21 protein-coding genes and 1 tRNA gene are annotated in these 24453 nt (G+C 59.3%); 5 read left to right on the top strand and 17 right to left on the bottom strand.

All coding sequences use genetic code 11. The features are described from left to right. Positions 1 to 62 precede the first annotated feature (62 nt). The 4 genes from D8U73_RS22935 to rluD all read right to left on the bottom strand — a co-directional run bounded on the left by D8U73_RS22935 (position 63) and on the right by rluD (position 4818). Positions 63 to 138: transfer RNA gene (locus D8U73_RS22935), tRNA-Asn, on the bottom strand. A 300-nt stretch (positions 139 to 438) separates the two neighbouring features. Beyond that, positions 439 to 3003 carry an ATP-dependent chaperone ClpB gene (clpB, locus tag D8U73_RS22930; protein ID WP_056855647.1) on the bottom strand — a complete coding sequence of 855 codons (2565 nt, stop codon included), beginning with the start codon at positions 3001 to 3003 and terminating at the stop codon, positions 439 to 441. A gap of 130 nt (positions 3004 to 3133) precedes the next feature. After that, the gene (gene pgeF / locus D8U73_RS22925; protein ID WP_130905869.1) at positions 3134 to 3859 is read right to left on the bottom strand and encodes a peptidoglycan editing factor PgeF; all 726 of its coding nucleotides are present in this window, start codon (positions 3857 to 3859) and stop codon (positions 3134 to 3136) included. Beyond that, positions 3856 to 4818: a 23S rRNA pseudouridine(1911/1915/1917) synthase RluD gene (gene rluD, locus D8U73_RS22920; RefSeq protein ID WP_056855649.1), complete on the bottom strand. Its 963-nt coding sequence runs from the start codon at positions 4816 to 4818 to the stop codon at positions 3856 to 3858. Before rluD ends, pgeF begins: the two co-directional genes overlap by 4 nt. Before the next feature lie 151 nt (positions 4819 to 4969). On the opposite strand from rluD, the gene D8U73_RS22915 reads away from it, so the two are divergent. The 4 genes from D8U73_RS22915 (at position 4970) to D8U73_RS22900 (ending at position 9275) form a co-directional block, all read left to right on the top strand. Then, complete coding sequence (locus D8U73_RS22915; protein WP_056855650.1) at positions 4970 to 5992, top strand: outer membrane protein assembly factor BamD; 1023 nt, start codon at positions 4970 to 4972, stop codon at positions 5990 to 5992. A 136-nt stretch (positions 5993 to 6128) separates the two neighbouring features. Beyond that, a complete protein-coding gene (locus D8U73_RS22910) occupies positions 6129 to 6362 on the top strand; it encodes a PP0621 family protein (RefSeq protein ID WP_056855651.1) in 234 nt (77 codons plus the stop codon). Next, entirely contained in the window at positions 6352 to 7941 is a 1590-nt protein-coding gene (locus D8U73_RS22905; protein ID WP_130905870.1) for an ATP-binding protein, read from the top strand. The genes D8U73_RS22910 and D8U73_RS22905 overlap by 11 nt, the downstream gene beginning before the upstream one ends. 2 nt (positions 7942 to 7943) lie before the next feature. After that, on the top strand, positions 7944 to 9275 hold the full coding sequence (locus tag D8U73_RS22900) for a sigma-54 dependent transcriptional regulator (RefSeq protein WP_130905868.1): 1332 nt from the start codon (positions 7944 to 7946) through the stop codon (positions 9273 to 9275). A gap of 59 nt (positions 9276 to 9334) precedes the next feature. Here D8U73_RS22900 and thiO read toward each other — a convergent pair whose 3' ends face one another. Genes thiO through D8U73_RS22865 form a run of 7 tightly spaced genes read right to left on the bottom strand, consistent with a single transcriptional unit; the run spans position 9335 to position 16083 of the window. Beyond that, complete coding sequence (gene thiO / locus D8U73_RS22895) at positions 9335 to 10435, bottom strand: glycine oxidase ThiO (RefSeq protein ID WP_130905867.1); 1101 nt, start codon at positions 10433 to 10435, stop codon at positions 9335 to 9337. Positions 10436 to 10488: 53 nt separating this feature from the next. Beyond that, positions 10489 to 10890, bottom strand: a complete 402-nt coding sequence (locus D8U73_RS22890) for a type IV pilin protein (RefSeq protein ID WP_056855655.1) — start codon at positions 10888 to 10890, stop codon at positions 10489 to 10491. Between the two features lie 14 nt (positions 10891 to 10904). Then, complete coding sequence (locus D8U73_RS22885) at positions 10905 to 13988, bottom strand: PilC/PilY family type IV pilus protein (RefSeq protein WP_130905866.1); 3084 nt, start codon at positions 13986 to 13988, stop codon at positions 10905 to 10907. Next, complete coding sequence (locus D8U73_RS22880; protein WP_130905865.1) at positions 13975 to 14442, bottom strand: PilX N-terminal domain-containing pilus assembly protein; 468 nt, start codon at positions 14440 to 14442, stop codon at positions 13975 to 13977. The genes D8U73_RS22885 and D8U73_RS22880 overlap by 14 nt, the downstream gene beginning before the upstream one ends. 11 nt (positions 14443 to 14453) lie before the next feature. Beyond that, on the bottom strand, positions 14454 to 15167 hold the full coding sequence (locus D8U73_RS22875; RefSeq protein ID WP_130905864.1) for a prepilin-type N-terminal cleavage/methylation domain-containing protein: 714 nt from the start codon (positions 15165 to 15167) through the stop codon (positions 14454 to 14456). Then, entirely contained in the window at positions 15164 to 15613 is a 450-nt protein-coding gene (gene pilV / locus D8U73_RS22870) for a type IV pilus modification protein PilV (RefSeq protein ID WP_130905863.1), read from the bottom strand. Before pilV ends, D8U73_RS22875 begins: the two co-directional genes overlap by 4 nt. Further along, on the bottom strand, positions 15610 to 16083 hold the full coding sequence (locus D8U73_RS22865) for a GspH/FimT family pseudopilin (protein ID WP_130905862.1): 474 nt from the start codon (positions 16081 to 16083) through the stop codon (positions 15610 to 15612). The genes pilV and D8U73_RS22865 overlap by 4 nt, the downstream gene beginning before the upstream one ends. 131 nt (positions 16084 to 16214) lie before the next feature. Between D8U73_RS22865 and D8U73_RS22860 the strand changes: the two genes are divergently transcribed. Continuing rightward, entirely contained in the window at positions 16215 to 16772 is a 558-nt protein-coding gene (locus D8U73_RS22860; protein WP_130905861.1) for a GspH/FimT family pseudopilin, read from the top strand. Here the strand turns inward: D8U73_RS22860 and ispH are convergent. From ispH to murJ, 6 genes are all read right to left on the bottom strand, one after another. Continuing rightward, a complete protein-coding gene (ispH, locus tag D8U73_RS22855; RefSeq protein ID WP_056855662.1) occupies positions 16741 to 17688 on the bottom strand; it encodes a 4-hydroxy-3-methylbut-2-enyl diphosphate reductase in 948 nt (315 codons plus the stop codon). The genes D8U73_RS22860 and ispH overlap by 32 nt on opposite strands. Before the next feature lie 157 nt (positions 17689 to 17845). Continuing rightward, positions 17846 to 18283: an FKBP-type peptidyl-prolyl cis-trans isomerase gene (gene fkpB, locus D8U73_RS22850; protein ID WP_172668667.1), complete on the bottom strand. Its 438-nt coding sequence runs from the start codon at positions 18281 to 18283 to the stop codon at positions 17846 to 17848. Positions 18284 to 18290: 7 nt separating this feature from the next. After that, positions 18291 to 18803: a signal peptidase II gene (lspA, locus tag D8U73_RS22845; protein ID WP_056855663.1), complete on the bottom strand. Its 513-nt coding sequence runs from the start codon at positions 18801 to 18803 to the stop codon at positions 18291 to 18293. After that, positions 18796 to 21627, bottom strand: coding sequence for an isoleucine--tRNA ligase (gene ileS, locus D8U73_RS22840; protein ID WP_130905860.1), 2832 nt, complete (start codon positions 21625 to 21627; stop codon positions 18796 to 18798). The genes lspA and ileS overlap by 8 nt, the downstream gene beginning before the upstream one ends. Continuing rightward, positions 21628 to 22578, bottom strand: coding sequence for a bifunctional riboflavin kinase/FAD synthetase (gene ribF / locus D8U73_RS22835; protein WP_056855665.1), 951 nt, complete (start codon positions 22576 to 22578; stop codon positions 21628 to 21630). A 141-nt stretch (positions 22579 to 22719) separates the two neighbouring features. Next, positions 22720 to 24258, bottom strand: a complete 1539-nt coding sequence (murJ, locus tag D8U73_RS22830) for a murein biosynthesis integral membrane protein MurJ (protein ID WP_056855666.1) — start codon at positions 24256 to 24258, stop codon at positions 22720 to 22722. Positions 24259 to 24453 lie beyond the last annotated feature (195 nt).

Here is a 24453-nt window from a genome sequence, read left to right as displayed (position 1 = left end):
TCCTGACATCCTGCTCCCAAAGCAGGCGCGCTACCGGACTGCGCTATACCCCGGTTTGAAATTGGCTCCGTGACCAGGACTCGAACCTGGGACCCAATGATTAACAGTCATTTGCTCTACCGACTGAGCTATCACGGAACTACATATTTCAATTTACAACATTGAAGCTTTACTGCGTTCTCTTCGACTCGTTCGCATCGCTGCGTTCGTGTGTCTGAGGCGCGCTATTCTACAATCTTCAGCACCTCTGTCAACCCCCTAAATTGCTTTCAAGTTAATGATTTGCAACTTATTTTGGATTCCTGCTTGGGGAGCAAAAACCCTGGCGGGTGACTGACTGCGGGGCGCACTTTACAAGCCTTTTCCTTTGAGTTCAACAGCCTAACGAAAAAAAGGCCTCGCAATGCGAGGCCTTTTCATTTTTGCTGCCGCCGAGGATCAGACGAAGACGATTTCGTCGTTTTCCACCACACCGTGGGCTGTGTCGCCTGGCATGAATCGGCCCGACAGAATCAGCTGTGCCAGCGGGTTCTCGATCCAGCGCTGAATCGCTCGCTTGAGCGGCCGAGCGCCATACACCGGGTCGTAACCCACCGCGATGAGCTTATCCATCGCCTCAGGGCTGAGCTCGAGTTTGAGCTCACGTTCAGTCAGACGACTACGCAGACGACCCAACTGGATCTCGGTAATGCCGGCGATCTGATCCCGCGCCAACGGTTCGAAGATCACCACTTCGTCGACCCGGTTGATGAACTCAGGCCGGAAGTGCGTGGAAATCGCATCCATGACCGCCGCACGCTGTGCTTCACGATCACCGACCAGTTCCTGGATCTGCACCGACCCCAGGTTGGAAGTCATGACGATCACAGTGTTCTTGAAGTCCACCGTGCGGCCATGGCTATCCGTCAGGCGACCGTCTTCAAGCACTTGCAGCAAGACGTTGAACACATCCGGGTGCGCCTTCTCGACTTCGTCCATGAGGATCACCGAGTAAGGCTTGCGACGCACCGCCTCGGTCAGATACCCGCCTTCTTCGTAGCCGACATAGCCTGGTGGCGCCCCGATCAAGCGAGCCACGGAATGTTTCTCCATGAATTCGGACATGTCGATCCGCACCATCGCCTCTTCAGTGTCAAAGAGGAACTCGGCCAGCGCCTTGCACAGCTCGGTTTTACCGACACCGGTAGGGCCGAGGAACATGAACGAGCCGCTCGGCCGGTTCGGGTCGGACAACCCGGCGCGGGAACGCCGTACCGCGTTGGAAACCGCGACCACCGCTTCGTCCTGGCCAATCACACGCTGGTGCAACAGGCTTTCCATCTTCATCAGTTTTTCGCGTTCGCCTTCGAGCATCTTCGACACCGGGATACCGGTCCACTTCGAAACGACTTCGGCGATCTCTTCTTCAGTCACCTTGCTGCGCAGCAACTGGTTTTCCGCTTTGCCGTGCTGGTCGACCATTTGCAGGCTGCGTTCCAGGTCCGGGATCACCCCGTACTGCAATTCCGCCATGCGGTTCAGGTCGCCCTTGCGGCGAGCGGTTTCCAGTTCCTGGCGGGACTGTTCGATCTTTTGCTGGATCTGCGCAGAACCCTGCACCTCGGCTTTTTCCGAATTCCAGATTTCTTCGAGGTCCGAGTACTCGCGCTCATGCCGAGCGATTTCTTCCTGGAGTTTTTCCAGACGTTTCTTCGCTGCGTCGTCGCTTTCTTTCTTCAGCGCCTGGGATTCCACCTTCAGTTGAATCAGGCGACGCTCGAGTCGGTCCAGCACTTCGGGCTTGGAATCGATCTCCATGCGGATGCGGCTGGCAGCCTCGTCGATCAGGTCGATGGCCTTGTCCGGCAATTGCCGGTCAGTGATGTAGCGATGACTGAGCTTGGCCGCCGCGATGATCGCACCGTCGGTGATCGCCACCTTGTGGTGAACCTCGTAGCGCTCTTTCAGGCCACGCAGGATGGCAATGGTGTCCTCTTCGCTCGGTTCGTCCACCAACACTTTCTGGAAGCGCCGTTCGAGAGCGGCATCCTTCTCTATATATTGGCGGTACTCATTGAGCGTGGTAGCGCCGACGCAATGCAATTCACCGCGCGCCAGGGCCGGCTTGAGCATGTTGCCTGCGTCCATCGAGCCTTCGCCCTTACCGGCGCCGACCATGGTATGCAGCTCGTCGATGAACAGAATGATCTGTCCTTCCTGCTTCGACAGTTCGTTGAGCAATGCCTTGAGCCGCTCTTCGAACTCACCGCGATATTTGGCACCGGCAATCAACGCCCCCATGTCCAGGGACAACAGGCGTTTGCCCTTGAGGCCATCCGGCACTTCGCCATTGATGATGCGCTGGGCCAGGCCTTCGGCGATCGCGGTTTTACCGACGCCAGGCTCACCAATCAGCACCGGGTTGTTCTTGGTGCGGCGTTGCAGCACCTGAATCGTACGGCGGATTTCGTCGTCGCGGCCGATCACCGGATCAAGCTTGCCCTCTTCAGCACGCTTGGTCAGGTCGACGGTGTATTTGTCCAGCGCCTGACGCGCCTCCTCGTGGTTCGGGTCGTTGACGGCCTCGCCACCGCGCAGGTTGTTGATCGCGTTTTCCAAAGCCTTTTTGCTCACGCCCTGACCGAGCAACAGCTTGCCGAGCTTGCTGTTTTCGTCCATGGCGGCGAGCAGGACCAGCTCGCTGGAGATGAACTGGTCGCCCTTCTGCTGAGCCAGACGGTCAGCCTGGTTGAGCAGACGCGCCAGATCCTGCGACATATTGACGTCGCCGGTCGGGTTCTGGATTTTCGGCAGTTGGTCGAGCTCTTTGGTCAGCTCTTTACGCAGGCTGTTGACGTCGAAGCCCACCTGCATCAGCAGGGGCTTGATCGAGCCGCCCTGCTGTTCGAGCAAGGCCTGCATCAAGTGCGCCGGCTCGATGGCCGGATGATCGAGGCCGACGGCCAGGGATTGGGCATCGGACAACGCCAACTGCAATTTGCTGGTTAAACGGTCTATACGCATGGGTCACCTTCCTTTTGAGCAGGCCGGACCTATAAAACATCCTGAATGAAGAAACCTGCCAGATACCGTTATAGATGCGGTCGATTCTGGGAGTTTCAAGCATCAATACATTGATGCAGATCAGAGAAGCTTAGCGGGCGAGCCAGATCAAGGAGGCGAACCGACCGGTGCGAGGGGCCCGGCGGTAAGAATAGAAACGCGGGTCGGTCACGGTACAGAAACCGCCACCGTAGACAGCGGTGACGCCGCGAGCAGCCAGGCGCAGACGCGCAAGCCTATAGATGTCGGCCATCAACTTGCCGGGGTTTTGACTCGGCACGAAGGCTTCAGCCGCCTGCGGCAATTGCTGCACGAAGGTTTCGCGCACTTCCGGGCCGACTTCAAAGGCTTGCGGGCCAATTGCTGGACCGAGCCAGACCAATACTTCGGCAGGTGGCACCGCCAGACTGTCGAGGGTGGCTTCCAGCACGCCAGCCGCCAACCCGCGCCAACCGGCATGGGCTGCAGCAACGCGGGTACCGGCACGATCGCAAAACAGCGCAGGCAGGCAATCGGCGGTCATCGCCGCGCAGGCGACGCCCGGCGTTGAGGTCCAGCTGGCGTCAGCCGTGTCCACCCGGCCCGGATCGGCATGGGCCACGACAATGCCGTGGACCTGCTGCAGCCAGGCCGGTTGAATAGAGAAATGATCGGTAAGACGACGGCGATTTTCGGCGACGGCCTCAGGGCTGTCGCCGACGTGATCGCCGAGGTTGAGGCTGTCGAACGGCGCCAGACTGACGCCGCCCGCACGGGTGGTCACACAGGCTTTGACCCCGGCCGGCGCGGGCCAGTCAGGAATCAGCCAGTCACTCATCCGATGAACGCCTCGCGGTCTTGCTTGAGCAGGGTCAGCAACCAGACGAAATCTTCCGGCAGCGGCGACTCCCAACTCATGCGCTCACCGGTCGTCGGGTGATCCAGCTCCAGGAACCGTGCATGCAGTGCCTGACGCGGGAAGTTTTTCAGCGACTCGACCATGGTCGGGTTGGCTGCCGGCGGAATCCGGAAACGACCGCCGTAGGCAGGATCTCCGACCAACGGGAAGTTGATGTGGGCCATGTGTACGCGAATCTGGTGCGTACGACCGGTCTCCAGCTTCACCCGCACGTGAGTGTGGGAGCGGAAACGCTCAAGCACGCGGTAGTGGCTGACGGCCTGCTTGCCCCCCTCCATTACCGCCATGCGCTGGCGCTGCTGGCCGTGGCGACCGATTGGCGCGTTGATCTTGCCGCCAGCCGTTACCACACCGATCACGATGCATTCATAGATGCGGCTGACGCTGCGGCTCTGCAACTGTGTAACCAGCTGCGTCTGCGCCTGAATGGTCTTGGCCACCACCATCAGACCGGTGGTGTCCTTGTCCAGGCGATGCACGATACCGGCGCGGGGCACATTGATGATGTCCGGCACATGGTGCAGCAGGGCGTTGAGCAAGGTGCCGTCGGCGTGACCGGCAGCCGGATGCACCACCAGGCCCGCAGGCTTGTTGATCACCAGGATTTCGTCGTCTTCGTAGACGATGTCCAGGGCTATGTCTTGAGCGACCCATTCGCCCTGAGCTTCCTGCTCGGCAGTGAGTTCAAGAATGGCGCCACCATGAACGATGTCTCGCGGGCGGATAACCGCCCCATCCACAGTCAGGCGGCCGTCTTTGATCCAGGCGGAAAGGCGCGAGCGCGAGTGCTCAGCGAATAATTGTGCGGCGACTTGATCGAGGCGTTGGCCGCCCAATTCGGACGGCACCTCTGCGCGAAGTTCAATTTTATCGGACATGCTCAGACTAGGCGTCGGCACAGCCTTTGGTTTCGGCTGCGCGCTTGTGGTTAAATACGGCGTCTTTTGCCCCGAGGCTATTCAACGGGGCGCTCATCATAACAGGACGGCCACGCCCAAGACAGCGGCCGTCATAGGGACGCAAGCCGCCATGCAAGTGAAACACCTGCTGCTGATCGCCATCCTCGCATTGACCGCTGCTTGCTCATCGAAGGAAGTCGTAGACGAAAACCTGAGTGAAGTCGAGTTGTACCAACAGGCTCAAGCCGACCTGGACAACAACAGCTACACCAGCGCCACCGCCAAGCTGAAGGCTCTGGAATCGCGTTATCCGTTCGGTCGTTATGCCGATCAGGCTCAACTCGAGCTCATCTACGCCAACTACAAGAACGCGGAACCCGAGGCTGCAAAAGCCGCTGCGGAGCGCTTCATTCGTCTGCATCCGCAGCACCCGAATGTCGATTACGCTTATTACCTCAAGGGCCTGACTTCTTTCGATCAGGACGTTGGTCTGCTGTCGCGCTTCCTGCCGCTGGACATGACCAAGCGTGACCCGGGTGCCGCGCGCGACTCCTACAACGAGTTCGCCCAGCTGACCAGCCGCTTCCCGAACAGCCGCTACTCGCCTGACGCCAAGCAGCGCATGATCTACCTGCGCAACCTGCTGGCAGCCTACGAAATCCACGTTGCCGACTATTACCTGACCCGTCAGGCCTATGTCGCTGCGGCAAACCGTGGGCGCTATGTGGTGGAAAACTTCCAGGAAACCCCATCGGTCGCCGACGGCCTGGCGGTGATGACCGAGGCCTACCAGCGTCTGCATCTCGACGAACTGGCCGCCACCAGCCTTGAAACCCTGAAACTCAACTACCCGAACCACCCATCGTTGGTGGACGGTCAGTTCGTACCGTCGGTTGACGAAGCCGACAACCGTTCGTGGCTGAGCAAGGCCACCCTGGGCCTGATCGAATCCCGTCCGCCGCTGCCGCCGGGAGAAACCCGCGCCAACCAGGACGTGCAGAAGCAGTTCCAGGACGCGAAGGATGCCATTCCGAACGAACTCAAGCCTAAAGACGCAGATGGCGAAGTGATCGAGGAAGAGGAACACGAAGCTGAAGGCAACAACGAAGACCGTTCGTGGTTCAGCTACATGACCTTCGGCGTGTTCGACTGACACGACCGGCGGTACAAAAGGGAGACGCTTGAGTCTCCCTTTTTTATTGGGTTTTTTTTGTGGTTGGCGAATGCGCTGTGCGCCTGTCATGTCCCCGGCTAAACTGCCTGTTCATCAGCCAATAAAGCAGCTCATCATGCTTCGTATACTCTTCTGGATCGCCGTGATTGCCGCCGCGGTGTGGTTCTGGCGCAAGTACAAGGGCCAGGCCTCCTCTCCCAAATCCAATGCCGAGCTGGAAGCAGCGCCAATGGTCCGTTGTGCTCATTGCGGTGTGCACCTGCCACGCGATCGCGCACTGAACCTTCAACAACAGTGGTATTGCAGCCAGGCTCATCTTGAGCAAGGCCCCGGTTCCAGTGATCGCTGAGGCATCCAGTCACAGCGACAAGCAGGCCCAGCGCCTGCTGCGCCTCTATCATCTCTACCGTTTAAGCGTCGGCATCATCCTGGTGCTGCTGATCTCCAGCAACATGGATAACCGGTTGCTGACGTCAGCCAACGACGATTTACTGCGCATTGGCAGTTGGTTGTACCTGGTGCTGAATATTGTGCTGGTGGTCTTCTTCGAGAACACCCGTCGACCGGCACAACTGTTCAGCCTGGCACTGCTCGATATCTTTCTGCTGTGCGGCCTGTTCTACGCCGGCGGCGGTGTGGCGAGCGCCATCGGCAACTTGCTGATCGTCTCGGTGGCCATCAGCAATACCTTGTTGCGAAGGCGCATCGGCCTGTTGATTGCCGCCCTCGCAGCGATCGGCATCGTCGGTTCAAGCTTGCTGTTGAATTTCAGCCATCGCGCCAGTCCCAACGACTATTTGCAAGTCAGTACCCTCGGCGCCCTGTGTTTTGCCGCAGCGTTGCTGGTACAGGGCCTGGCCCGACGCCTGGAAGTCAGCGAAACGCTGGTGGAGCAGAAGGCCAGCGAAGTCATCGGCCTCGAAGCACTCAACGCGCTGATCCTGCAACGCATGCGCACCGGCATCCTGGTGCTCGACGATCAGCGCCGAGTGCAATTGGCCAATCACAGCGCCTTGACCCTGCTGGGTTTTGATCGCCTTGAAGGCCGACTGATCGACGAGCTCCTACCGTCGCTCGTCGAGCGTCTGCACCTGTGGCTCAACAACCCGACGCTGCGCCCCCAGAGCCTTAAAATCGCCAGCAGCGGCATGGAGCTGCAACCCAGTTTCATTGCCCTGGACCCGAGCCCACAACACCAGACCCTGGTTTTTCTCGAAGATATCGCGCAAATCGCCCAACAAGCCCAACAAATGAAACTCGCCGCCCTTGGCCGCCTGACCGCCGGTATCGCCCATGAAATACGCAATCCGCTGGGCGCCATCAGTCACGCCGCACAGCTATTGCGAGAATCAGAGGAACTGAACAGCGCCGATCAACGTCTGACGCAGATTATTCAAGACCACTCTCAACGAATGAATCGGGTAATCGAAAACGTCCTGCAAATGTCCCGCCGCCAACAAACCGTGGCGCAGCGCCTCGACCTGAAGCCGTGGTTGCAACAGTTCGTCACTGAAATTCGCGAGGCCGCGACCGAGCGTCAACAGATACACCTGAACATCGGCCCCGGCGACTTCAAGACGTTAATGGACCCGGACCAATTGCACCAGATCATCGACAACCTGATACGCAACGCCTGGCGCCACAGCGCGCAAAACCACGACCTGGCGCAAGTCTGGCTTGAATTGTTCATTGATCCCGACAGCCAGTTGCCGATCCTCGAAGTGCTCGATGACGGGGCCGGTGTGACGCCGGACCATCAGGCGCAACTGTTCGAACCGTTTTTCACCACCAGCCACCAGGGCACCGGCCTTGGGCTGTATCTGTCCCGTGAGTTGTGCGAAAGCAACCAGGCACGCCTAGACTTCAAACCACGCCAAGGCGGCGGCTGCTTTCGCATCACCTTTGCTCACGGACGGAAACAAAGTTGAATATGAGCCCACGGCAAAAAGTCCTGATCGTCGACGACGAACCGGACATCCGCGAACTCCTGGAAATCACCCTGGGACGGATGAAACTCGATACCTACAGTGCGCGTAACGCGAGCGAGGCCCTGGCCCTGCTCAATCGCGAAACATTCGATCTGTGCCTGACCGACATGCGCCTGCCCGATGGCACCGGCCTGGAGCTGGTGCAGCACATCCAGCAACGTTATCCACAGATCCCGGTGGCCATGATCACGGCGTATGGCAACGTTGATACGGCAATCAACGCGCTCAAGGCCGGCGCTTTCGACTTTCTGACCAAACCGGTGGATCTCAACCGCTTGCGGGAACTGGTTAACAGCGCCCTGCTCCTGCCCTCTCCTGGCGTCGCCATCGACCGACGGTTGTTGGGCGATTCGTTGCCCATGCGCAACTTGCGCAAGCAGATCGACAAATTGGCGCGCAGCCAGGCTCCGGTGTACATCAGCGGCGAATCCGGTAGCGGCAAGGAGTTGGTGGCGCGGCTGATCCATGACCGTGGCCCACGTGCCAACCAACCCTTTATCCCGGTCAATTGCGGAGCGATCCCGTCGGAACTGATGGAAAGCGAGTTTTTCGGGCATCGCAAAGGCAGCTTCAGCGGCGCCATCGAAGACAAGCCCGGCCTGTTCCAGGCTGCGCATGGCGGCACGCTGTTCCTCGACGAGGTGGCTGACCTGCCGCTGCCGATGCAGGTCAAACTGCTGCGGGCGATCCAGGAAAAAGCCGTACGCAGCGTCGGCGGCCAGCAGGAAGAGGTGGTCGATGTGCGCATTCTTTGCGCCACGCATAAAGACCTTGGTGGCGAAGTCGCCGCGGAACGCTTTCGCCAGGACCTCTACTACCGTTTGAACGTGATCGAGCTACGAGTGCCGCCCCTGCGCGAACGCCGTGACGACATCGAGCCATTGGCCAGCCACGTACTCAAACGGTTGGCAGCCGATACGGGTCAAGCGCCGGCAAAACTGCACCCGCAAGCACTCGAGGCACTGAAAAATTACCGTTTCCCCGGTAATGTGCGGGAACTGGAAAACATGCTCGAACGGGCGCACACCCTCTGCGAAAACAAACAGATCGAGGCCGGCGACCTGCGATTGGCCGAGGGTAACTGCACGCCTGAGGGCGGGGTGCCGGATCTGACGCAAATCGACAATCTGGAAATGTATCTGGAAAACGTCGAGCGCCAGCTGATTCTTCAGGCACTGGAAGAAACCCGCTGGAACCGCACGGCGGCGGCTCAGCGGTTGAATCTTTCATTCAGGTCGATGCGTTACAGGCTGAAAAAATTAGGGTTGGATTGAGGGCCCCCATCGCGGGCAAGCCCGCGATGGCAATCTGACAAGCAACAAATTCCTGACGGTCAAATCCGCCCGGACGGAGCATACGGCGCCGGGTCAATAATCGGATCGCGATCCAACATCACATCGGCAAACAACTGGCACGACGCCGGCGCCAGCACCAGCCCATTGCGGAAATGCCCGCAGTTGAGCCACAAGCCTTCAAACCCGGGCACCCGGCCAATGTAGGGAATACCTTGCGGCGAACCCGGGCGCAAACCGGCCCAATGCCCGACCACTTTGGCATCCGCCAACGCCGGGATCAGCTCAATCGCCGAGGCCTTGAGGCTCTCCAGCGCCGATTCGGTTGGCGTCTTGTCGTAGCCTTCATACTCCAGCGTACTGCCGATCAGAATGTGCCCGTCGCGCCGGGGAATCGCGTAACGCCCCTTGGCCAGCACCATGCTCGGCAGAAAATCCGCCGCGCACTTGTAGAGAATCATCTGTCCTTTCACCGGTTCGACCGGCAATTCCAGGCCCAGGCTCTTGAGCAAATCACCGCTCCAGGCACCCGCGGTCAAGACCACTTGATCGCCATGAATCGCACCGCCAGAAGTCTGCACACCGACGATTTTTTCGCCTTCGCGAATAAAACCACTGACCTCGCACTGCTCATGAATCGTCACGTTCGGCAGTGCCTGCAGTGCTGCCTTGAGCGATTTCACCAAACGCGGATTGCGAACATTGGCTACATCAGCCATGTAGATGGCCCGGGAAAAACCACCGCCCAGCACCGGCACCGCATCGTGCGCCGCCGAAATATCCACAGCCCGCAACGGACGGTTCTCGCGCACTGCCCAGGCCAGCGCCTCGGCCTCGTCATCCAGATCGAGCCAATACAGACCGGTGGTATGCACCTCTGGATCGACCCCGGTGGCAGCAAACAAGCGCTCACCCAGCTGTGGATAAAAGTCCTGTGACCAATGAGCCAGCGCGGTAACTGCCGGGTTGTAACGCCATGGATAGAGCGGCGAAACAATGCCACCACCCGCCCAGGACGACTCCTGACCGACATTCGAACGGTCCAGCAGCACAACGCTCTGCACCTCGGACGCGAGATTGAATGCCGTCAGCAGGCCGATTACCCCGCCACCGACAATCACCACTTGCTGTTGCCTGTTCATATTGTGATCCAACCGATAAATAGACAGTGGACGCAAAAGGCGCCCGAAAAACCTCAGCGACCCCAGCAGTCCTTGGTGGTCAGGCCGGCCGTGGCGTTGACCATGCCGCGCACGCCTGTATTGGTGATCGTGAAATCACCGCACTTGTCGGTCGCCATGGCTGTACCGGCCTTGCGCACCGCCGTCAGCAGGAAAGTCTGGTCGGTCAGGGTCGACGTGATGGTGTAGTAATCATTGCCAGGGCTCAGGCCGGCAACGCCGGTATACACATTCTTTTGTGTATAGAAACGCTCGAGAATCTGCGCCTGCTCGGAAAGCAGGCCGGCCACTTCTGCACGACGGCCCTTCTTCAGGTACTCGGTGAAACTGGGTGCAGCGATGGTCATGACAATCCCGATGATCGCAATCACGATCATGATTTCGATCAGGGTAAAACCGCGGTTGGATCTGTGCATGCCTCAACTCTCACTTACTGTATTTGTCGCCACATGATGCGACGGCTGCCACCGCCGGATTTTTCCACCAGCGTGGTAATGCCGCCACTGGAATCGTTCACCACTTTGCGTGTCCCGCCATTGACGATGGCGTTCAAGGTCGGATTGCCTCCGGTGAAAATCACACCCGCGGACACGGTATCGTTGCTGTCGACCACGCCGTCGCTATTGGTGTCGAGCACCGCATAGTTGAGCATCTTACCGCTGAACGCATCGAGTTCGACCAGTTTGCCGGTGCCGAAGCTCGCGCACGGGTCAGTGGTGTCGACACTGGCCGTGGTAAAGACGATCCGACCCAGTATCAGATTGGCCTGATTGATCACCCGTTCACCGGTCAACACGTTGTTGTACACCAATGGCAGGTACCAGCCCTTTTCCGCTGGATAAGTCACCTCGTTCTGGCTGGTGGTGATGAACTGACCTGAGCTACCCGAGAACACACCCGTCACCGCCTGAGCCTGCAAGCTCGAGGTGGTGATCTGCCCGGAACCACCGTCCGCATCCCACACCGCGTAGAACGCCTGCAAATCCTTGTTGGTCTTGTCCGCCGTTTCGTTGAATTTTCCGCTGCCGAAAAATACCACTTTGCCACCCAGCGAGTTATCCGCCAGCAAGGGTTGCGCGGTGATGGGCTGGGTCGTACCACCCGCCGTGGTGAACAACGGCTTGCCTGAAAACGCCACGCCCCAGGTGTCGGTAGAAGTACCGCTCAAGTCAAACTTCCACAGCCGCCCCTTCAAATCCCCGCCATAAGCGGCCTGCACCACGTTCTGCGAGTTGACCCTGAGCTTCACCGAGGACAAACCGTTGCTGGTCTCGCTGCCGTCGACGACGATTTTCTTGATCAGCGAGCCGTCGCGGACATCCACTACGTACAGGGCTGCGACCCCGGAGTTGCTGCCGTAGCCGTTGGAAATGAACGCAGCCCAACGACCGTCGGCCAAGCGTGCCACTTCCGGACGAGCGTAGGCATAACCCAGATCATTGAAAGCGTTTGCGGTGTTTGCGCTGGTCGGCGCGCTGATTTCCCACAACGCTCTGGTCGCATTGCCCGCCGAGGCATCGAACAGTTGCAAGGCGTAGAAGGTCCGCCCTCCCGCCCCGGTGCCGCCGAGCGCCAGGGTTTTCCAGGCACTGTTGAGTTGGGCATCGAACACGCCCACCTGCCCGTCCACCAGGAACTTGTGGCTGACGCCGTTGATGTAGCCGGTATCGGCGATGTAGCGCAGCGACGGCAACACACTCGACGGCATGTAGGCGTAGCGTCGTGCGCCGCTGGTGGAGTTGATGACGTTAACGAAACCGTCGTTGGCGTTGACCACCAGGCTGGCATTCATGTTGGCCGCTTTGGTGGCCAGATAAGCGCTGTAGGTGCTGTCGCCGGAAAGGTCGGAGGCGGTTTTGTCCGTTGGTGACGCCAGGACCAGCGGCGAGTTGATGATATCCCCCAGCAACACACTGCGTACTTTCAACCCGGTCTTGTTGGTGCCCTTGCTCCACTCCACCAGATCGCTGCCGGTGATACCGCTGGGCAGGCCTTGATTGAGGGTGGTTTGTTGGGCTGTGGAGAAGTTGGCATAGGCCAACGTCACGACGGTGTTGGTTTGACTGTTCCAGGACTGATAGGCCGGCGCCGTGGCGCCAGGCACGATGGCCGTGTCGGTGGTCCACTGCACCGCACTGGTGTTGACCGTGCCACTGGCGGTGAAGCCGTAGGACTTGATGGTGCCGCGCCAATCCTTGGGGTCATAGCTGGTTTGAAAGAAGCTGCTACCGCTGCCGAGAATCGTCCCACTGGTCACGCCACTGCCACCGGACCCCGCCTTGGAAGTGATTTCGCTCAGCGCGGAGGACAGCGCGGCATTCAGTCCGGTGCTGTCGGTAGCCTGATAGTACTTGCCCTGACCGTAGTTGGCAGCATCCGACAGCATCTGGTTCGCCGCGGTGAAACCCACGGTGTAGGTGTTCATGTTTTGCTTGGGGAAATCTGTCGCGTTCCAGCTTTTGCCGGCCAGATCGGTTCCGGTGGAGCGCATGTCGATGTCGAAGGCGAATTTGGCGATGTCGTCCAGATAGAGGGTGTCGCCCTCGCCGTCACCGCTGAGGTTGTCACCGTCGTTGGCGCTGTTGCCGTCCCAGTTCGGCAGACGAGTGCCACCCAGCGGATCGTTGGTGGGAAACGTCCGGTCGTAGGTGGGCAAACCGTCGGTAATGACCACCCCGTAGTTCTTCTGGCAGCGATACTGGATCGGGCTGGTATAGGTCGCCGGCGTGGAGTTGTAGTACGGCGCCATGCCGCGCATGTATCGCGTCACTTCGTAATAGGCTTCCGCCAACGGTGTGTTGGCCACGGCACTCAAGCCATTGATCGAGGAAATCAGCGCGTTGTAGTTGGCATCCACCGACAGATCGCTGACCGCCCGGGCGATGTAGCCACCGTTGCCCGGGTTATTGCTGATGGGGGAATTGAACGTCGCAAGTCCGATACGCAATGAGCGATTGCTGGTGACCAGATTCTTCGAGACATCCTGAGCGACGCTGATCCGATACTCATCGGGAATTGCATTGGCGCCCGAGGTGAAATCCCGGCTCGAACCGTTGGCCAGCCCCAACAGATACGCCAGATAATTTGCGGTATACCGGGTGTTTTCATTGCCGACCGGGTCGGGCAGTTTCAGGCAAATCGGCGTCAGCCCGAGAAAGCCTCGATAGAAACCGTACCAATTGCCGTTGTTCGGGCAACCGCCCCGGTTCAGGCTCGACAGGGAAATATTGGTGTCGCTCATGTCCAGGTTCTGGCCACTGAGGCATGACGAGTTGGAACCGCAGATCGCGATCTGCGCGCGATTGACCGTGGGATCGAATCCCGGCGCCCAGATGATGTTATTCATGCTCCCTGAATCGTCGATCATCAACATCACGTTTGGCGCGACCGCTGCGGCGCTTAACAAAGGTGAGTCCGAAGGCGTGAAGGCGTAGGTCGGTGCCGCCAGATACAGGCCCAAAACAGCACCGCAAATTAACTGCCAATACCGCGTGCGCCATTCAGTACTTCGCATAAATGCTCTCCACCACACTTCGCGAGTTGCCCGCGATGCCCACGGCAGTCACCCGGTACAAGGTTGCCGAGGTGTTGCTCGGCACGTTCACGGCCGTCAGGGTGGTGCCGATGTTTTGCACCCCGTAAAAGCCATTGCCCGAAGCGATCCAGGTCACCCCCGAGGTGGAATTGAAACCGGCAGCCTTGATGGTCGATGACTCGGCCGGCGGCGCACATTGGCTGGTACCGCTGCACACTGCCAGTGTGAAGCTCTCGAGTTGCACTGCGCTTTCACCCACGCGCAACGCCGCTTCGGCGGTCTGGAATGACTGATTGCGCAGGCTTACGCTGCCGGCCATTTTTTCTTGCAAGGTGGCGTTCTGCATCGATGAAATGCCGATTAGCGTCAGCAATAGCAAGAAAACCAGGCTGACCAGCAATGCCATGCCGCGCTGGGGGTGGAACGTCATCATTTGTCCCCCGCTCATGGCAGTCGGTTGCGCAACGCGGCAACCACGTTGAAGGTTTGGTTACTGACCCGGTTGTTCGGATCGGTGAGGGTCAAACTCAATCGCACGCTGCGGATGCGTGCCGGGTCGGACGGGTTGCTGCTGTAACTGGAAGCCGACGAGTCGGCAGCAGAGCTGGCAAGGCCAAAGCTCACATTGAAGGCGCTGACGTTGTCCACCAGGACCTGCTGGGCCGGCGTGCCTCGGCCTACACCCATGGTCAACTGGCCGTTCTTCAAGCTGTAGATCAACCGTCGAATCGGGAATGCCAGCTGCCCCGAAGCCGGCGCGCGCAGGTCGCTGTATGCCGTTGCAGTGTTTCGACAGTCGGATATCACCGTCCAGGTCGGCGCCCCGCCGCTGCCTCCGACATCCGCCGTTACCAGAGTCAGCTTGAGGTTGGCGTTATCCCAACTGATCGGTGTGATTTGCGCCGCGTTGAAATCACCCGGCGTACTGGCGTCCGTGATCGTCCCCAGACAACCAAACATGCCCACCATGCGGATTTCCTGGATCATCTTGCTCAGCACGAAACGCGCGTCTTCCTGCATCGCAGCGGCGGCGTTCTGGCTGATGTAGGTGTTTTTCGACGCGATGAAAACCTGCACCACGCCCAGGACCACCACCAGACTCAAGGCCAGGGCGACCAGCAATTCGATCAGGCCGAAGCCTCTTTGCCGGCGGATCATGGCGTCGATACCGGGTCAACGGTGGCACGACTGGTGAGGACGAAGCTGCGACGGGCATTGGCGCTATTGGCAGCCCTGGAGTCATCCCAAGTGATGGTGATGGTATAAACCCGCTGATTGAGTGCGATGCTGCCCGTGGCGGTGGGACCGCCGAAATTGACGATATTGCTGGTGAAGTCGTACAGGTCCTGGTCCCGGGCTACGTTGAGGTTGCCGGAAGTCGGAGGTGACACGGTGTAATCGGCGGCGGAATTGGCGCGGATGCGGTCCATCATGTCGTAGGCGATGAAACTGGCCTGGCTGGTCATCCGCGCACTGTCGGTGTATTTCAGCGCATTCAATTGAAAAGCTGCCGCCCCCAACAGCCCTACGCTCAATATCAACAACGCAACCAGAACTTCGATCAATGTCATGCCATCCTGTGCATGCTTGCTCCATGGCCTCATCCGCAATTTCCACCCAATAGAATTCGTCCGTTCAAACACACATTCAGCGTCCTGCTTTGCGACCCCAGCACATAACTGATCACCACCGCCGTGGACGATGACGCCAGCCCGCCCAGATTGTTGAAATCAATGGGGGTCACCCCTGAGGTTAGCGTCAGAGTCGCTCCGCTGCTCATCGCTGGAACAACCCGCAATACATTGGCCGCAGTGCCAGTACCGTCATAAACCGCTAACTCTCCGGTCCAGACGCCGTCGCCTGCCTTGGGCCGCAGCCGCGTCGTCACGCCTCGGTCGATGGCCTCGAGGCGAGCGAAATTCAGACTGCGTTGCAGGTCGCCGATTTCAGTGTCGGCCTTTGTCGTTTGGGCCGAGCGGGTAAACGCCGGGACGGCCAAAGTGATCAGCACCAGAAAGATCCCCAGCGCGATCAACAACTCGACCAGCGTGAAACCTTTTGAATGATGTTGCATCGGTGCCCTCCGTTGCCGTCGGCTATACCTGCAATTACACGCTAGAACATTCCACCGCCCCAGCGCGGTAGATTTGCCATCAGTCGCGCAGGAAGCGCACAGATTCACGCCACTCCAGGGAGGGAGATATCATGCGTCAGCACGGTTTCAGCCTGATTGAACTGCTTATGGGACTGACGATTGTCGGGATTGTTCTGCATTTGGTCAGTCCGGCATTCGCGGCAGTTACCGAATCGAACCTTCGCGAGCAGGCTGCGCAGTCGCTGTACAGTGACATCCGCACCGCCAGAACCGAGGCGATCGCCCGCCATCAAAGCGTGATGATTTATTCCATCAACGGTGACTGGGGCCAGGGTTGGCGAATCATTCTGGATATCAGTGGCAAGGGGCACAAAGACCCCGGCAATCCGCTGCTGGTCGAGCGTCAAAGCGCCACGCCGATGCCGATCGTCGGTAACCGACCTGTCAGCCAGTTCGTGCGTTTCAGCCATCTGGGCGAACCACAGTTCGCCCAGGGAGAATTTCAGGCGGGGACATTACATGTTTGCGCCGCGCGCGAAGCGGTCAGTCAGTATCAGGTGGTACTGGCGCCGAGCGGACGCGTCAGCCTGCGCAGCGCGAAGGCTGAGCAGGCGTTGTGCGCAGAAGGAAAAACGCTTAAAGCAGGGAGCGGACGCGCAGCTCTTTAGGCATGGAGAACGTGATGTTCTCCTCACGACCGGCCAGCTCATCGGCACCGGTAGCGCCCCAGGCCTGCAACTGCTGGATCACGCCGCGCACCAGCACTTCCGGTGCAGAGGCGCCAGCCGTAATGCCGATACGTTCGACACCGTCGAACCAGCTCTTTTGCAGGTCTTCAGCGCCATCAATCAGATAGGCTGGGGTCGACATGCGTTCGGCCAGCTCACGCAGGCGATTGGAGTTCGAGCTGTTCGGGCTGCCGACAACCAACACCACATCGCATTCGTCGGCCAGTTGCTTGACCGCATCCTGACGGTTTTGCGTGGCGTAGCAGATGTCGTCCTTGCGTGGCCCACCGATGGCCGGGAAACGCGTACGCAGGGCATCGATGACGCGACTGGTATCGTCCATGGACAAGGTTGTCTGGGTCACGAACGCCAGTTTCTCGGGGTTATGCACTTGCAGCGCGGCGACATCCTTTTCGTCTTCGACGAGGTAGATCGCGCCACCATTGCTGGCATCGTACTGGCCCATGGTGCCTTCGACTTCCGGGTGCCCGGCGTGGCCGATGAGGATGCATTCGCGACCGTCGCGGCTGTAGCGTGCGACTTCGATGTGCACTTTGGTCACCAGCGGGCACGTGGCATCGAATACTTTCAGGCCACGGCCGGCAGCTTCGGTGCGCACCGCCTGGGAAACACCGTGGGCACTGAAGATCACGATCACGTCGTCCGGTACCTGATCCAGCTCCTCGACAAAGATCGCGCCACGGTTGCGCAGGTCTTCGACGACAAATTTGTTGTGGACCACTTCATGGCGCACATAGATCGGCGGCCCGAAGACTTCCAGGGCGCGGTTGACGATTTCGATCGCCCGGTCCACACCGGCGCAGAAGCCACGGGGATTGGCGAGTTTGATTTGCATGCTGTGCCTCGTGTCTTGCGCGCAAGAAGTTAGATCATTACAAACCTGTAGGAGCAAAGCTTGCTCGCGAAAGCGGCAGATCAGTCGACATCAATGTTGGATGTGATGACGCCTTCGCGAGCAAGCTTCGCTCCTACAGTTGACCGAATCCGGTCAGTTACAGCGCTTTGACGGAGATGATTTCCACGTCAAAGGTCAACGTCTTGCCAGCCAGCGGATGGTTGAAGTCGATGGTCACTTGCGCGTCATCGAACTCTTTGACCACACCCGGCAATTCAGTATTGGCCGCATCGTTGAAGATCACCAGCAATCCTGGCGACAGGTCCATGTCCTGGAACTGTGAGCGCGGGATGATCTGCACGTTTTGCGGGTTAGGCTGGCCAAAAGCGTTTTCCGGCTCGATGCTCAGGGTTCGCTTGTCGCCCGCCTTGAAACCGAACAGTGCCGCTTCGAAACCTGGCAACAGGTTGCCATCACCGACCTTGAAGGTCGCCGGGGCTTTGTCGAAGGTGCTGTCCACCGTGTCGCCGTTCTCCAGGCGCAATGCGAAATGCAAGGTGACTTCCGTGTTCTGGCCGATGCGTTGCTCAGCCAATACCTGTTCAGTCATGAACGGTTTCTCCGGTCTTTTTACTTTTGAACATATCCAGTGCCAGCATTACCGCACCGACCGTAATTGCACTGTCGGCAAAGTTGAACGCCGGGAAGTACCAGCGGTTTTGCCAGTGCACCAGGATGAAATCGATCACATGGCCCAAGGCAATGCGGTCATACAGGTTGCCCAGCGCGCCACCGAGCACCAGCGCCAGCGCAACCGCCAGCCAGGTCTCGTTACGCCCCAGACGCTTGAGCCACACCACCAGCACCGCACTCACCCCAATCGCGATCAGGGCAAACAACCAGCGCTGCCAGCCGGAGCTGTCGGCCAGAAAGCTGAATGCCGCGCCAGTGTTGTAGGCCAGGGTCCAGCTGAAGTAATCGGGAATGATCACGATCTGCTGGTACATCTCGAGCCTGCCTTCGAAGTAGAACTTGCTGGCCTGGTCGATGACCAGAACCAGCAAGCTCAACCAGAGCCAGCCCAGTCGCCCGAAGCGACCAACGGCATTAGGCATAGTGACGAACCTCGCCGGCGCCGCTGATGTTGTCGACGCAACGACCGCAAATTTCCGGATGTTCCGGGTTCACGCCGACATCTTCACGGCAGTGCCAGCAACGGGCGCACTTGGCGTGGGCCGATTTGACGATTTTCAGTTTCAGGCCGCTGACTTCGGTGACCACTGCGTCGGCAGGCGCCTGTACGAACGGCGCAACGCTGGCGGTCGAAGTGATCAACACGAAGCGCAACTCGTTGCTCAGCTTGGCCAGGTCGGCGCTCAGGGCGTCTTCGGCGAACAGCGTCACTTCGGCTTGCAGGTTGCCACCGACGGCCTTGGCCGCACGCTGGATTTCCATTTCCTTGTTGACCGCCACCTTCACTTCCATGATGCGATCCCAGTAGGCGCGACCCAGTTCGAAGCCTTCCGGTAGTTCGGTCAGACCTTCGTACCAGGTGTTGAGCATGACCGATTCGTTACGCTCGCCCGGCAGGTACTGCCACAGCTCGTCGGCGGTGAACGCCAGGATCGGCGCGATCCAGCGCACCAGCGCTTCGCTGATGTGGAACAGCGCGGTCTGGCACGAACGACGGGCCTTGCTGTCGGCGCCAGTGGTGTACTGGCGATCCTTGATGATGTCGAGGTAGAAACCACCCAGCTCCTGCACGCAGAAGTTGTGGATCTTCGAGTACACGTTCCAGAAACGGTACTCGCCGTAGTGCTCTTGCAACTCGCGTTGCAGCAGCAGGGTACGGTCCACGGCCCAACGGTCCAGCGCGAGCATTTCTTCAGCCGGCAGCAGGTCGGTGGCCGGGTTGAAACCGGTCAGGTTGGAAAGCAGGAAGCGCGCGGTGTTACGGATACGCCGGTAGGCGTCCGCACTGCGTTGCAGGATCTGCTCGGATACCGCCATTTCACCGGAGTAATCGGTAGACGCGACCCACAGACGCATGATGTCGGCGCCCAGTGTGTCGTTGACCTTTTGCGGTGCGATCACGTTGCCCAGGGACTTGGACATCTTGCGGCCGGACTCGTCGACGGTGAAACCGTGGGTCAGCAGCTCGCGGTACGGCGCGTGGTTGTCGATGGCGCAACCGGTCAGCAGCGACGAGTGGAACCAGCCACGGTGCTGGTCCGAACCTTCCAGGTACAAGTCGGCGCGCGGGCCGCTCTCGTGGCCCATCGGGTGCGAACCGCGCAGGACGTGCCAGTGCGTGGTGCCCGAGTCGAACCAGACGTCGAGGGTGTCGCTGATCTTGTCGTACTGCGGTGCTTCGGCGCCCAGCAGCTCGGCGGCGTCCAGCTTGAACCAGGCTTCGATGCCTTCGACTTCGACGCGCTTGGCGACTTCTTCCATCAGCTCGACGGTGCGTGGGTGCAGCTCGCCGCTTTCCTTGTTCAGGAAGAACGGGATCGGCACGCCCCAGTTGCGCTGACGGGAAATGCACCAGTCCGGACGGTTGGCGATCATTGAGTGCAGGCGCGCCTGGCCCCAGGCCGGGACGAACTTGGTGTCTTCGATGGCTTTGAGCGAGCGCACACGCAGGGTGTCGCCGCTGGTGGGCTCTTTGTCCATGCCGATGAACCACTGCGCAGTGGCGCGGTAGATCAGCGGGGTCTTGTGGCGCCAGCAGTGCATGTAGCTGTGTTCGATGACAGTGGTGTGCAGCAGCGCGCCGACTTCGGTCAGCTTGTCGACGATGGCCGGGTTGGCCTTCCAGATGAACTGGCCGCCGAAGAACTCCAGCGATGGCACGTACACGCCGTTGCTTTGCACTGGATTGAGGATGTCGTCGTTGACCATGCCGTATTTCTTGCAGGTCACGAAGTCGTCCACGCCGTAGGCTGGCGCGGAGTGAACCACGCCAGTGCCTGCGCCCAGTTCAACGTAATCAGCCAGATAAACCGGCGACAGACGGTCGTAGAACGGGTGACGGAAGTTGATCAGTTCCAGTTGTTTACCGGTGGTGGTCGCGATGACCGAGCCTTCAACGCCATAGCGCGCAAGGCAGGCCTCGACCAGTTCTTCAGCCAATACCAGCAGCTTGTCGCCGATGTCGACCAGCGCGTAGTTGAATTCCGGGTGAACGTTCAGCGCCTGGTTGGCCGGGATAGTCCACGGGGTGGTGGTCCAGATCACGATCGACGCAGGTTTGGCCAGCGACGGCAGACCGAAGGCGGCAGCCAGCTTGGCTTCATCGGCAATCGGGAACGCGACGTCGATGGTCGAGGACTTCTTGTTCTCGTACTCGACTTCCGCTTCAGCCAGGGCCGAACCGCAGTCGAAGCACCAGTTTACGGGCTTGAGGCCCTTGAACACGAAACCGCCCTTGACGATTTCAGCCAAGGCACGGATTTCACCGGCCTCGTTCTTGAAGTCCATGGTCTTGTACGGGTTGGCGAAGTCGCCCAACACGCCCAGACGGATGAATTCGGATTTCTGGCCTTCGATCTGCTCGGTGGCATAAGCCCGACACAGTTCGCGGGTCTTGTCCGCGCCCAGGTTCTTGCCGTGGGTCACTTCGACTTTGTGTTCGATCGGCAGACCATGGCAATCCCAGCCAGGAACATACGGCGCATCGAAGCCCGACAGGGTCTTCGAGCGGATGATCATGTCCTTGAGAATCTTGTTCAGTGCGTGACCGATGTGGATCGTGCCGTTGGCGTACGGAGGGCCGTCGTGCAAGACGAACTTCGGACGATCCTTGCCAATCTCGCGCAACTTTCCGTACAGGCCAATACTGTCCCAGCGCTGCAGAATCTGCGGTTCGCGCTGTGGCAGGCCGGCCTTCATTGGGAAGGCGGTGTCCGGAAGGTTTAGCGTGGCTTTATAGTCGGTCATTTAAGGCTCTTCATTAGCGATTGGCGCTAGGTGCGACAGGGCACGGGCGGCGGCGACATCCGCATTGATCGCCGTCTTAAGCGCCTCCAGAGAGGCGAAACGCTGCTCTTCACGCAGCTTTTGGTGGAAAACCACCGTCATACGCCGGTCATACAGATCGCCGGCAAAATCTAAAAGATGAACTTCGAGATGGGCTTTGCCATCCCCCTGAACCGTAGGTCGAACGCCGATATTGGCGACACCCGGCCAGGTCTTGCCATCGAGGTCGACGCTGACCAGGTAAACGCCTGTCAGCGGCACACGGCGACGCTTGAGTTGAATGTTGGCAGTGGGCGTACCCAGTTGGCGCGCCAGTTTCTGGCCATGCAACACGCGACCGGCAATCCGGTACGGGCGCCCGAGCAGACGTTCAGCGAGGGCAAAATCGGCAGCCGCCAGTGCGTTACGCACCTGGGTACTGCTGACGCGAATGCCATCGAGCTCGACGGTCTGCGCCGCTTCAACGGTGAAGCCCTGCATGACGCCGGCCTGTTGCAGGAAATCGAAATCGCCTACCCGGTCACAGCCGAAACGGAAATCGTCACCGACTTCAAGGTGCTGTACACCGAGGCCGTCCACCAGAATGGTATCGACGAATTCGCTGGCGCTGAGTTTGCTCAGGCGATGGTTAAACGCCAGGCACAAGACCCGGTCGACGCCTTCGCCAGCCAGCAGCTGCAGTTTGTCACGCAGGCGGGCCAGACGGGCCGGTGCGGTGTCCGGAGCGAAAAACTCTCGCGGCTGCGGCTCGAAAATCACCACGCAGCTGGGCACGCCCAACTCGAGCGCACGCTCACGCAGCCGCGCCAGGATAGCCTGGTGGCCACGGTGTACACCGTCAAAGTTGCCAATAGTGGCGACACAGCCCCGATGCTGGGGGCGCAGATTGTGGAGGCCTCGAACCAGCTGCATAACGCGCTTCTTGCTCATAAAGTGGTCGATTATAACCACACCCGGCGGCCGACGACAGGCAACACCGTATCCCAAAGTAATCGAGCCGACAGAAATGCCGGCCCGTGCCGTTTTTTCATGACAGATATCGAGGTTTTATCCTCAGCCCAACGCCTTGCGGTTGAAGTCGCGCAAACGGAAGCCCATCAACATTAACATGCCGAAATAGGCAACCACACCGGCAACCACCAAAGCTCCGAGACGCAGGAAACGCTCAAGCATCTGCCCTTCGCCCCAGGCCGGCATAAAGTGCATCCCGGCCAGCAATACGCCGGACATCACCACCACCGCAATCACCAGCTTGAAGCCGAACTTTGCCCAGCCCGGTTGCGGCTGATACATCTGCTGCTTGCGCAATTGATAGAAAAGCAGCCCGGCATTCAGACAGGCCCCGGCGCTGATGGCGAGCGCCAGGCCGGCGTGCGCCAGCGGGCCGATCAGCAACAGGTTGAACAGCTGAGTGACCACGAGAGTGAAAATTGCGATTTTTACCGGCGTGCGGATGTTTTGTTGCGCATAAAAGCCCGGCGCCAGCACTTTGATCACGATGATCCCGAGCAAACCGACGGAATAGGCGATCAACGCACGCTGGGTCATGGCGGCGTCATGGGCATCGAACTGACCGTACTGGAACAGCGAAACCGTCAGCGGTTCGGCCAGAATCGCCAATGCCAGAGCGCAAGGCAGCACCAGCACAAAGCACAGCCGCAACCCCCAATCAAGAATGCGTGAGTATTCCTGGCGATCCTTGCTGGCGTAGGTCTTGGCCAGGGTCGGCAGCAGGATTGTCCCCAGCGCCACACCCAACACACCGGACGGCAGCTCCATCAAACGGTCGGCGTAGTACATCCACGACACAGAACCGGCGACCAGGAACGACGCGAAAATAGTGTTGATGATCAGCGAGATCTGACTCACCGACACCCCGAGAATCGCCGGCAGCATCTGCTTCATTACTCGCCAGACACCGGTGTCGCGCAAATTCAGGCGCGGCAGCACCAGCATGCCGATTTTTTTCAGATGCGGCAGTTGATAGAGCAGCTGCGCAAGACCACCCACCAACACCGCCCAACCCAGTGCCATTACCGGCGGATCGAAATACGGGGTCAGGAACAGCGCGAAGACAATCATGCTGACATTGAGCAGCGTCGGCACGAACGCCGGCACCGAAAAACGGTTCCAGGTATTGAGGATTGCGCCTGCCAGCGATGAAAGGGAGATCAGCAATATGTAAGGAAAGGTCACCCGCAACAGGTCAGTGGTGAGCTCGAATTTTTCCGGGGTATCGGTAAAACCCGGTGCCGTCACCCAGATGACCCATGGCGCGGCCAATATGCCCACCGCAGTGACCAACGCCAGCACCAGTGTCAGCAGGCCCGAAACGTAAGCAATGAATGTTCGCGTCGCCTCATCGCCCTGCTGACTTTTGTATTCGGCGAGAATCGGCACGAAGGCCTGGGAAAACGCGCCCTCGGCGAAAATCCGTCGCAACAGGTTTGGCAGCTTGAAGGCGATGAAAAAGGCGTCGGTCGCCATTCCCGCGCCGAATGCCCGTGCAATGAGGGTGTCACGAACAAACCCCAGAACCCGGGAAAGCATCGTGATAGAGCTGACGGCGGCCAACGATTTGAGCAGATTCATTGAAAGAGTTTGTGCCTGTCGATAAACAGCAGGCGAACAATGCGCCTACTTATGCGATACTCCGCGCCGCAACAGCACAGAGCCAAAGCTCGCGAGTTTACAGGTCGCACGCTGGAAAGAAATATCCAGAGGTGTAGTACCTACCACTTAGCGGAACGTCTCAACCGCCCTTGACAAGACCTCAACTCATCGGCA

The organism is Pseudomonas sp. Sample_22, from assembly GCF_004307635.1.
In the GTDB taxonomy this organism is placed as follows: Bacteria; Pseudomonadota; Gammaproteobacteria; order Pseudomonadales; family Pseudomonadaceae; genus Aquipseudomonas.
Note: the sequence above shows the minus strand (reverse complement) of the source record. Positions and strands in the feature narration are given on the sequence as shown.

Excerpts from the sequence above, each read along its gene's own strand:
- D8U73_RS22860 (WP_130905861.1), top strand. The coding sequence starts at position 16,215 with ATGCGTCAGCACGGTTTCAGCCTGATTGAACTGCTTATGGGACTGACG.
- D8U73_RS22875 (WP_130905864.1), bottom strand. The coding sequence starts at position 15,167 with ATGATCCGCCGGCAAAGAGGCTTCGGCCTGATCGAATTGCTGGTCGCC.
- ribF (WP_056855665.1), bottom strand. The coding sequence starts at position 22,578 with ATGCAGCTGGTTCGAGGCCTCCACAATCTGCGCCCCCAGCATCGGGGC.
- D8U73_RS22910 (WP_056855651.1), top strand. The coding sequence starts at position 6,129 with ATGCTTCGTATACTCTTCTGGATCGCCGTGATTGCCGCCGCGGTGTGG.
- D8U73_RS22865 (WP_130905862.1), bottom strand. The coding sequence starts at position 16,083 with ATGCAACATCATTCAAAAGGTTTCACGCTGGTCGAGTTGTTGATCGCG.
- D8U73_RS22890 (WP_056855655.1), bottom strand. The coding sequence starts at position 10,890 with ATGCACAGATCCAACCGCGGTTTTACCCTGATCGAAATCATGATCGTG.
- murJ (WP_056855666.1), bottom strand. The coding sequence starts at position 24,258 with ATGAATCTGCTCAAATCGTTGGCCGCCGTCAGCTCTATCACGATGCTT.
- pilV (WP_130905863.1), bottom strand. The coding sequence starts at position 15,613 with ATGAGGCCATGGAGCAAGCATGCACAGGATGGCATGACATTGATCGAA.
- ileS (WP_130905860.1), bottom strand. The coding sequence starts at position 21,627 with ATGACCGACTATAAAGCCACGCTAAACCTTCCGGACACCGCCTTCCCA.
- D8U73_RS22880 (WP_130905865.1), bottom strand. The coding sequence starts at position 14,442 with ATGATGACGTTCCACCCCCAGCGCGGCATGGCATTGCTGGTCAGCCTG.
- ispH (WP_056855662.1), bottom strand. The coding sequence starts at position 17,688 with ATGCAAATCAAACTCGCCAATCCCCGTGGCTTCTGCGCCGGTGTGGAC.
- rluD (WP_056855649.1), bottom strand. The coding sequence starts at position 4,818 with ATGTCCGATAAAATTGAACTTCGCGCAGAGGTGCCGTCCGAATTGGGC.
- lspA (WP_056855663.1), bottom strand. The coding sequence starts at position 18,803 with ATGCCTAATGCCGTTGGTCGCTTCGGGCGACTGGGCTGGCTCTGGTTG.
- pgeF (WP_130905869.1), bottom strand. The coding sequence starts at position 3,859 with ATGAGTGACTGGCTGATTCCTGACTGGCCCGCGCCGGCCGGGGTCAAA.
- clpB (WP_056855647.1), bottom strand. The coding sequence starts at position 3,003 with ATGCGTATAGACCGTTTAACCAGCAAATTGCAGTTGGCGTTGTCCGAT.
- D8U73_RS22885 (WP_130905866.1), bottom strand. The coding sequence starts at position 13,988 with ATGCGAAGTACTGAATGGCGCACGCGGTATTGGCAGTTAATTTGCGGT.
- D8U73_RS22915 (WP_056855650.1), top strand. The coding sequence starts at position 4,970 with ATGCAAGTGAAACACCTGCTGCTGATCGCCATCCTCGCATTGACCGCT.
- D8U73_RS22900 (WP_130905868.1), top strand. The coding sequence starts at position 7,944 with ATGAGCCCACGGCAAAAAGTCCTGATCGTCGACGACGAACCGGACATC.
- thiO (WP_130905867.1), bottom strand. The coding sequence starts at position 10,435 with ATGAACAGGCAACAGCAAGTGGTGATTGTCGGTGGCGGGGTAATCGGC.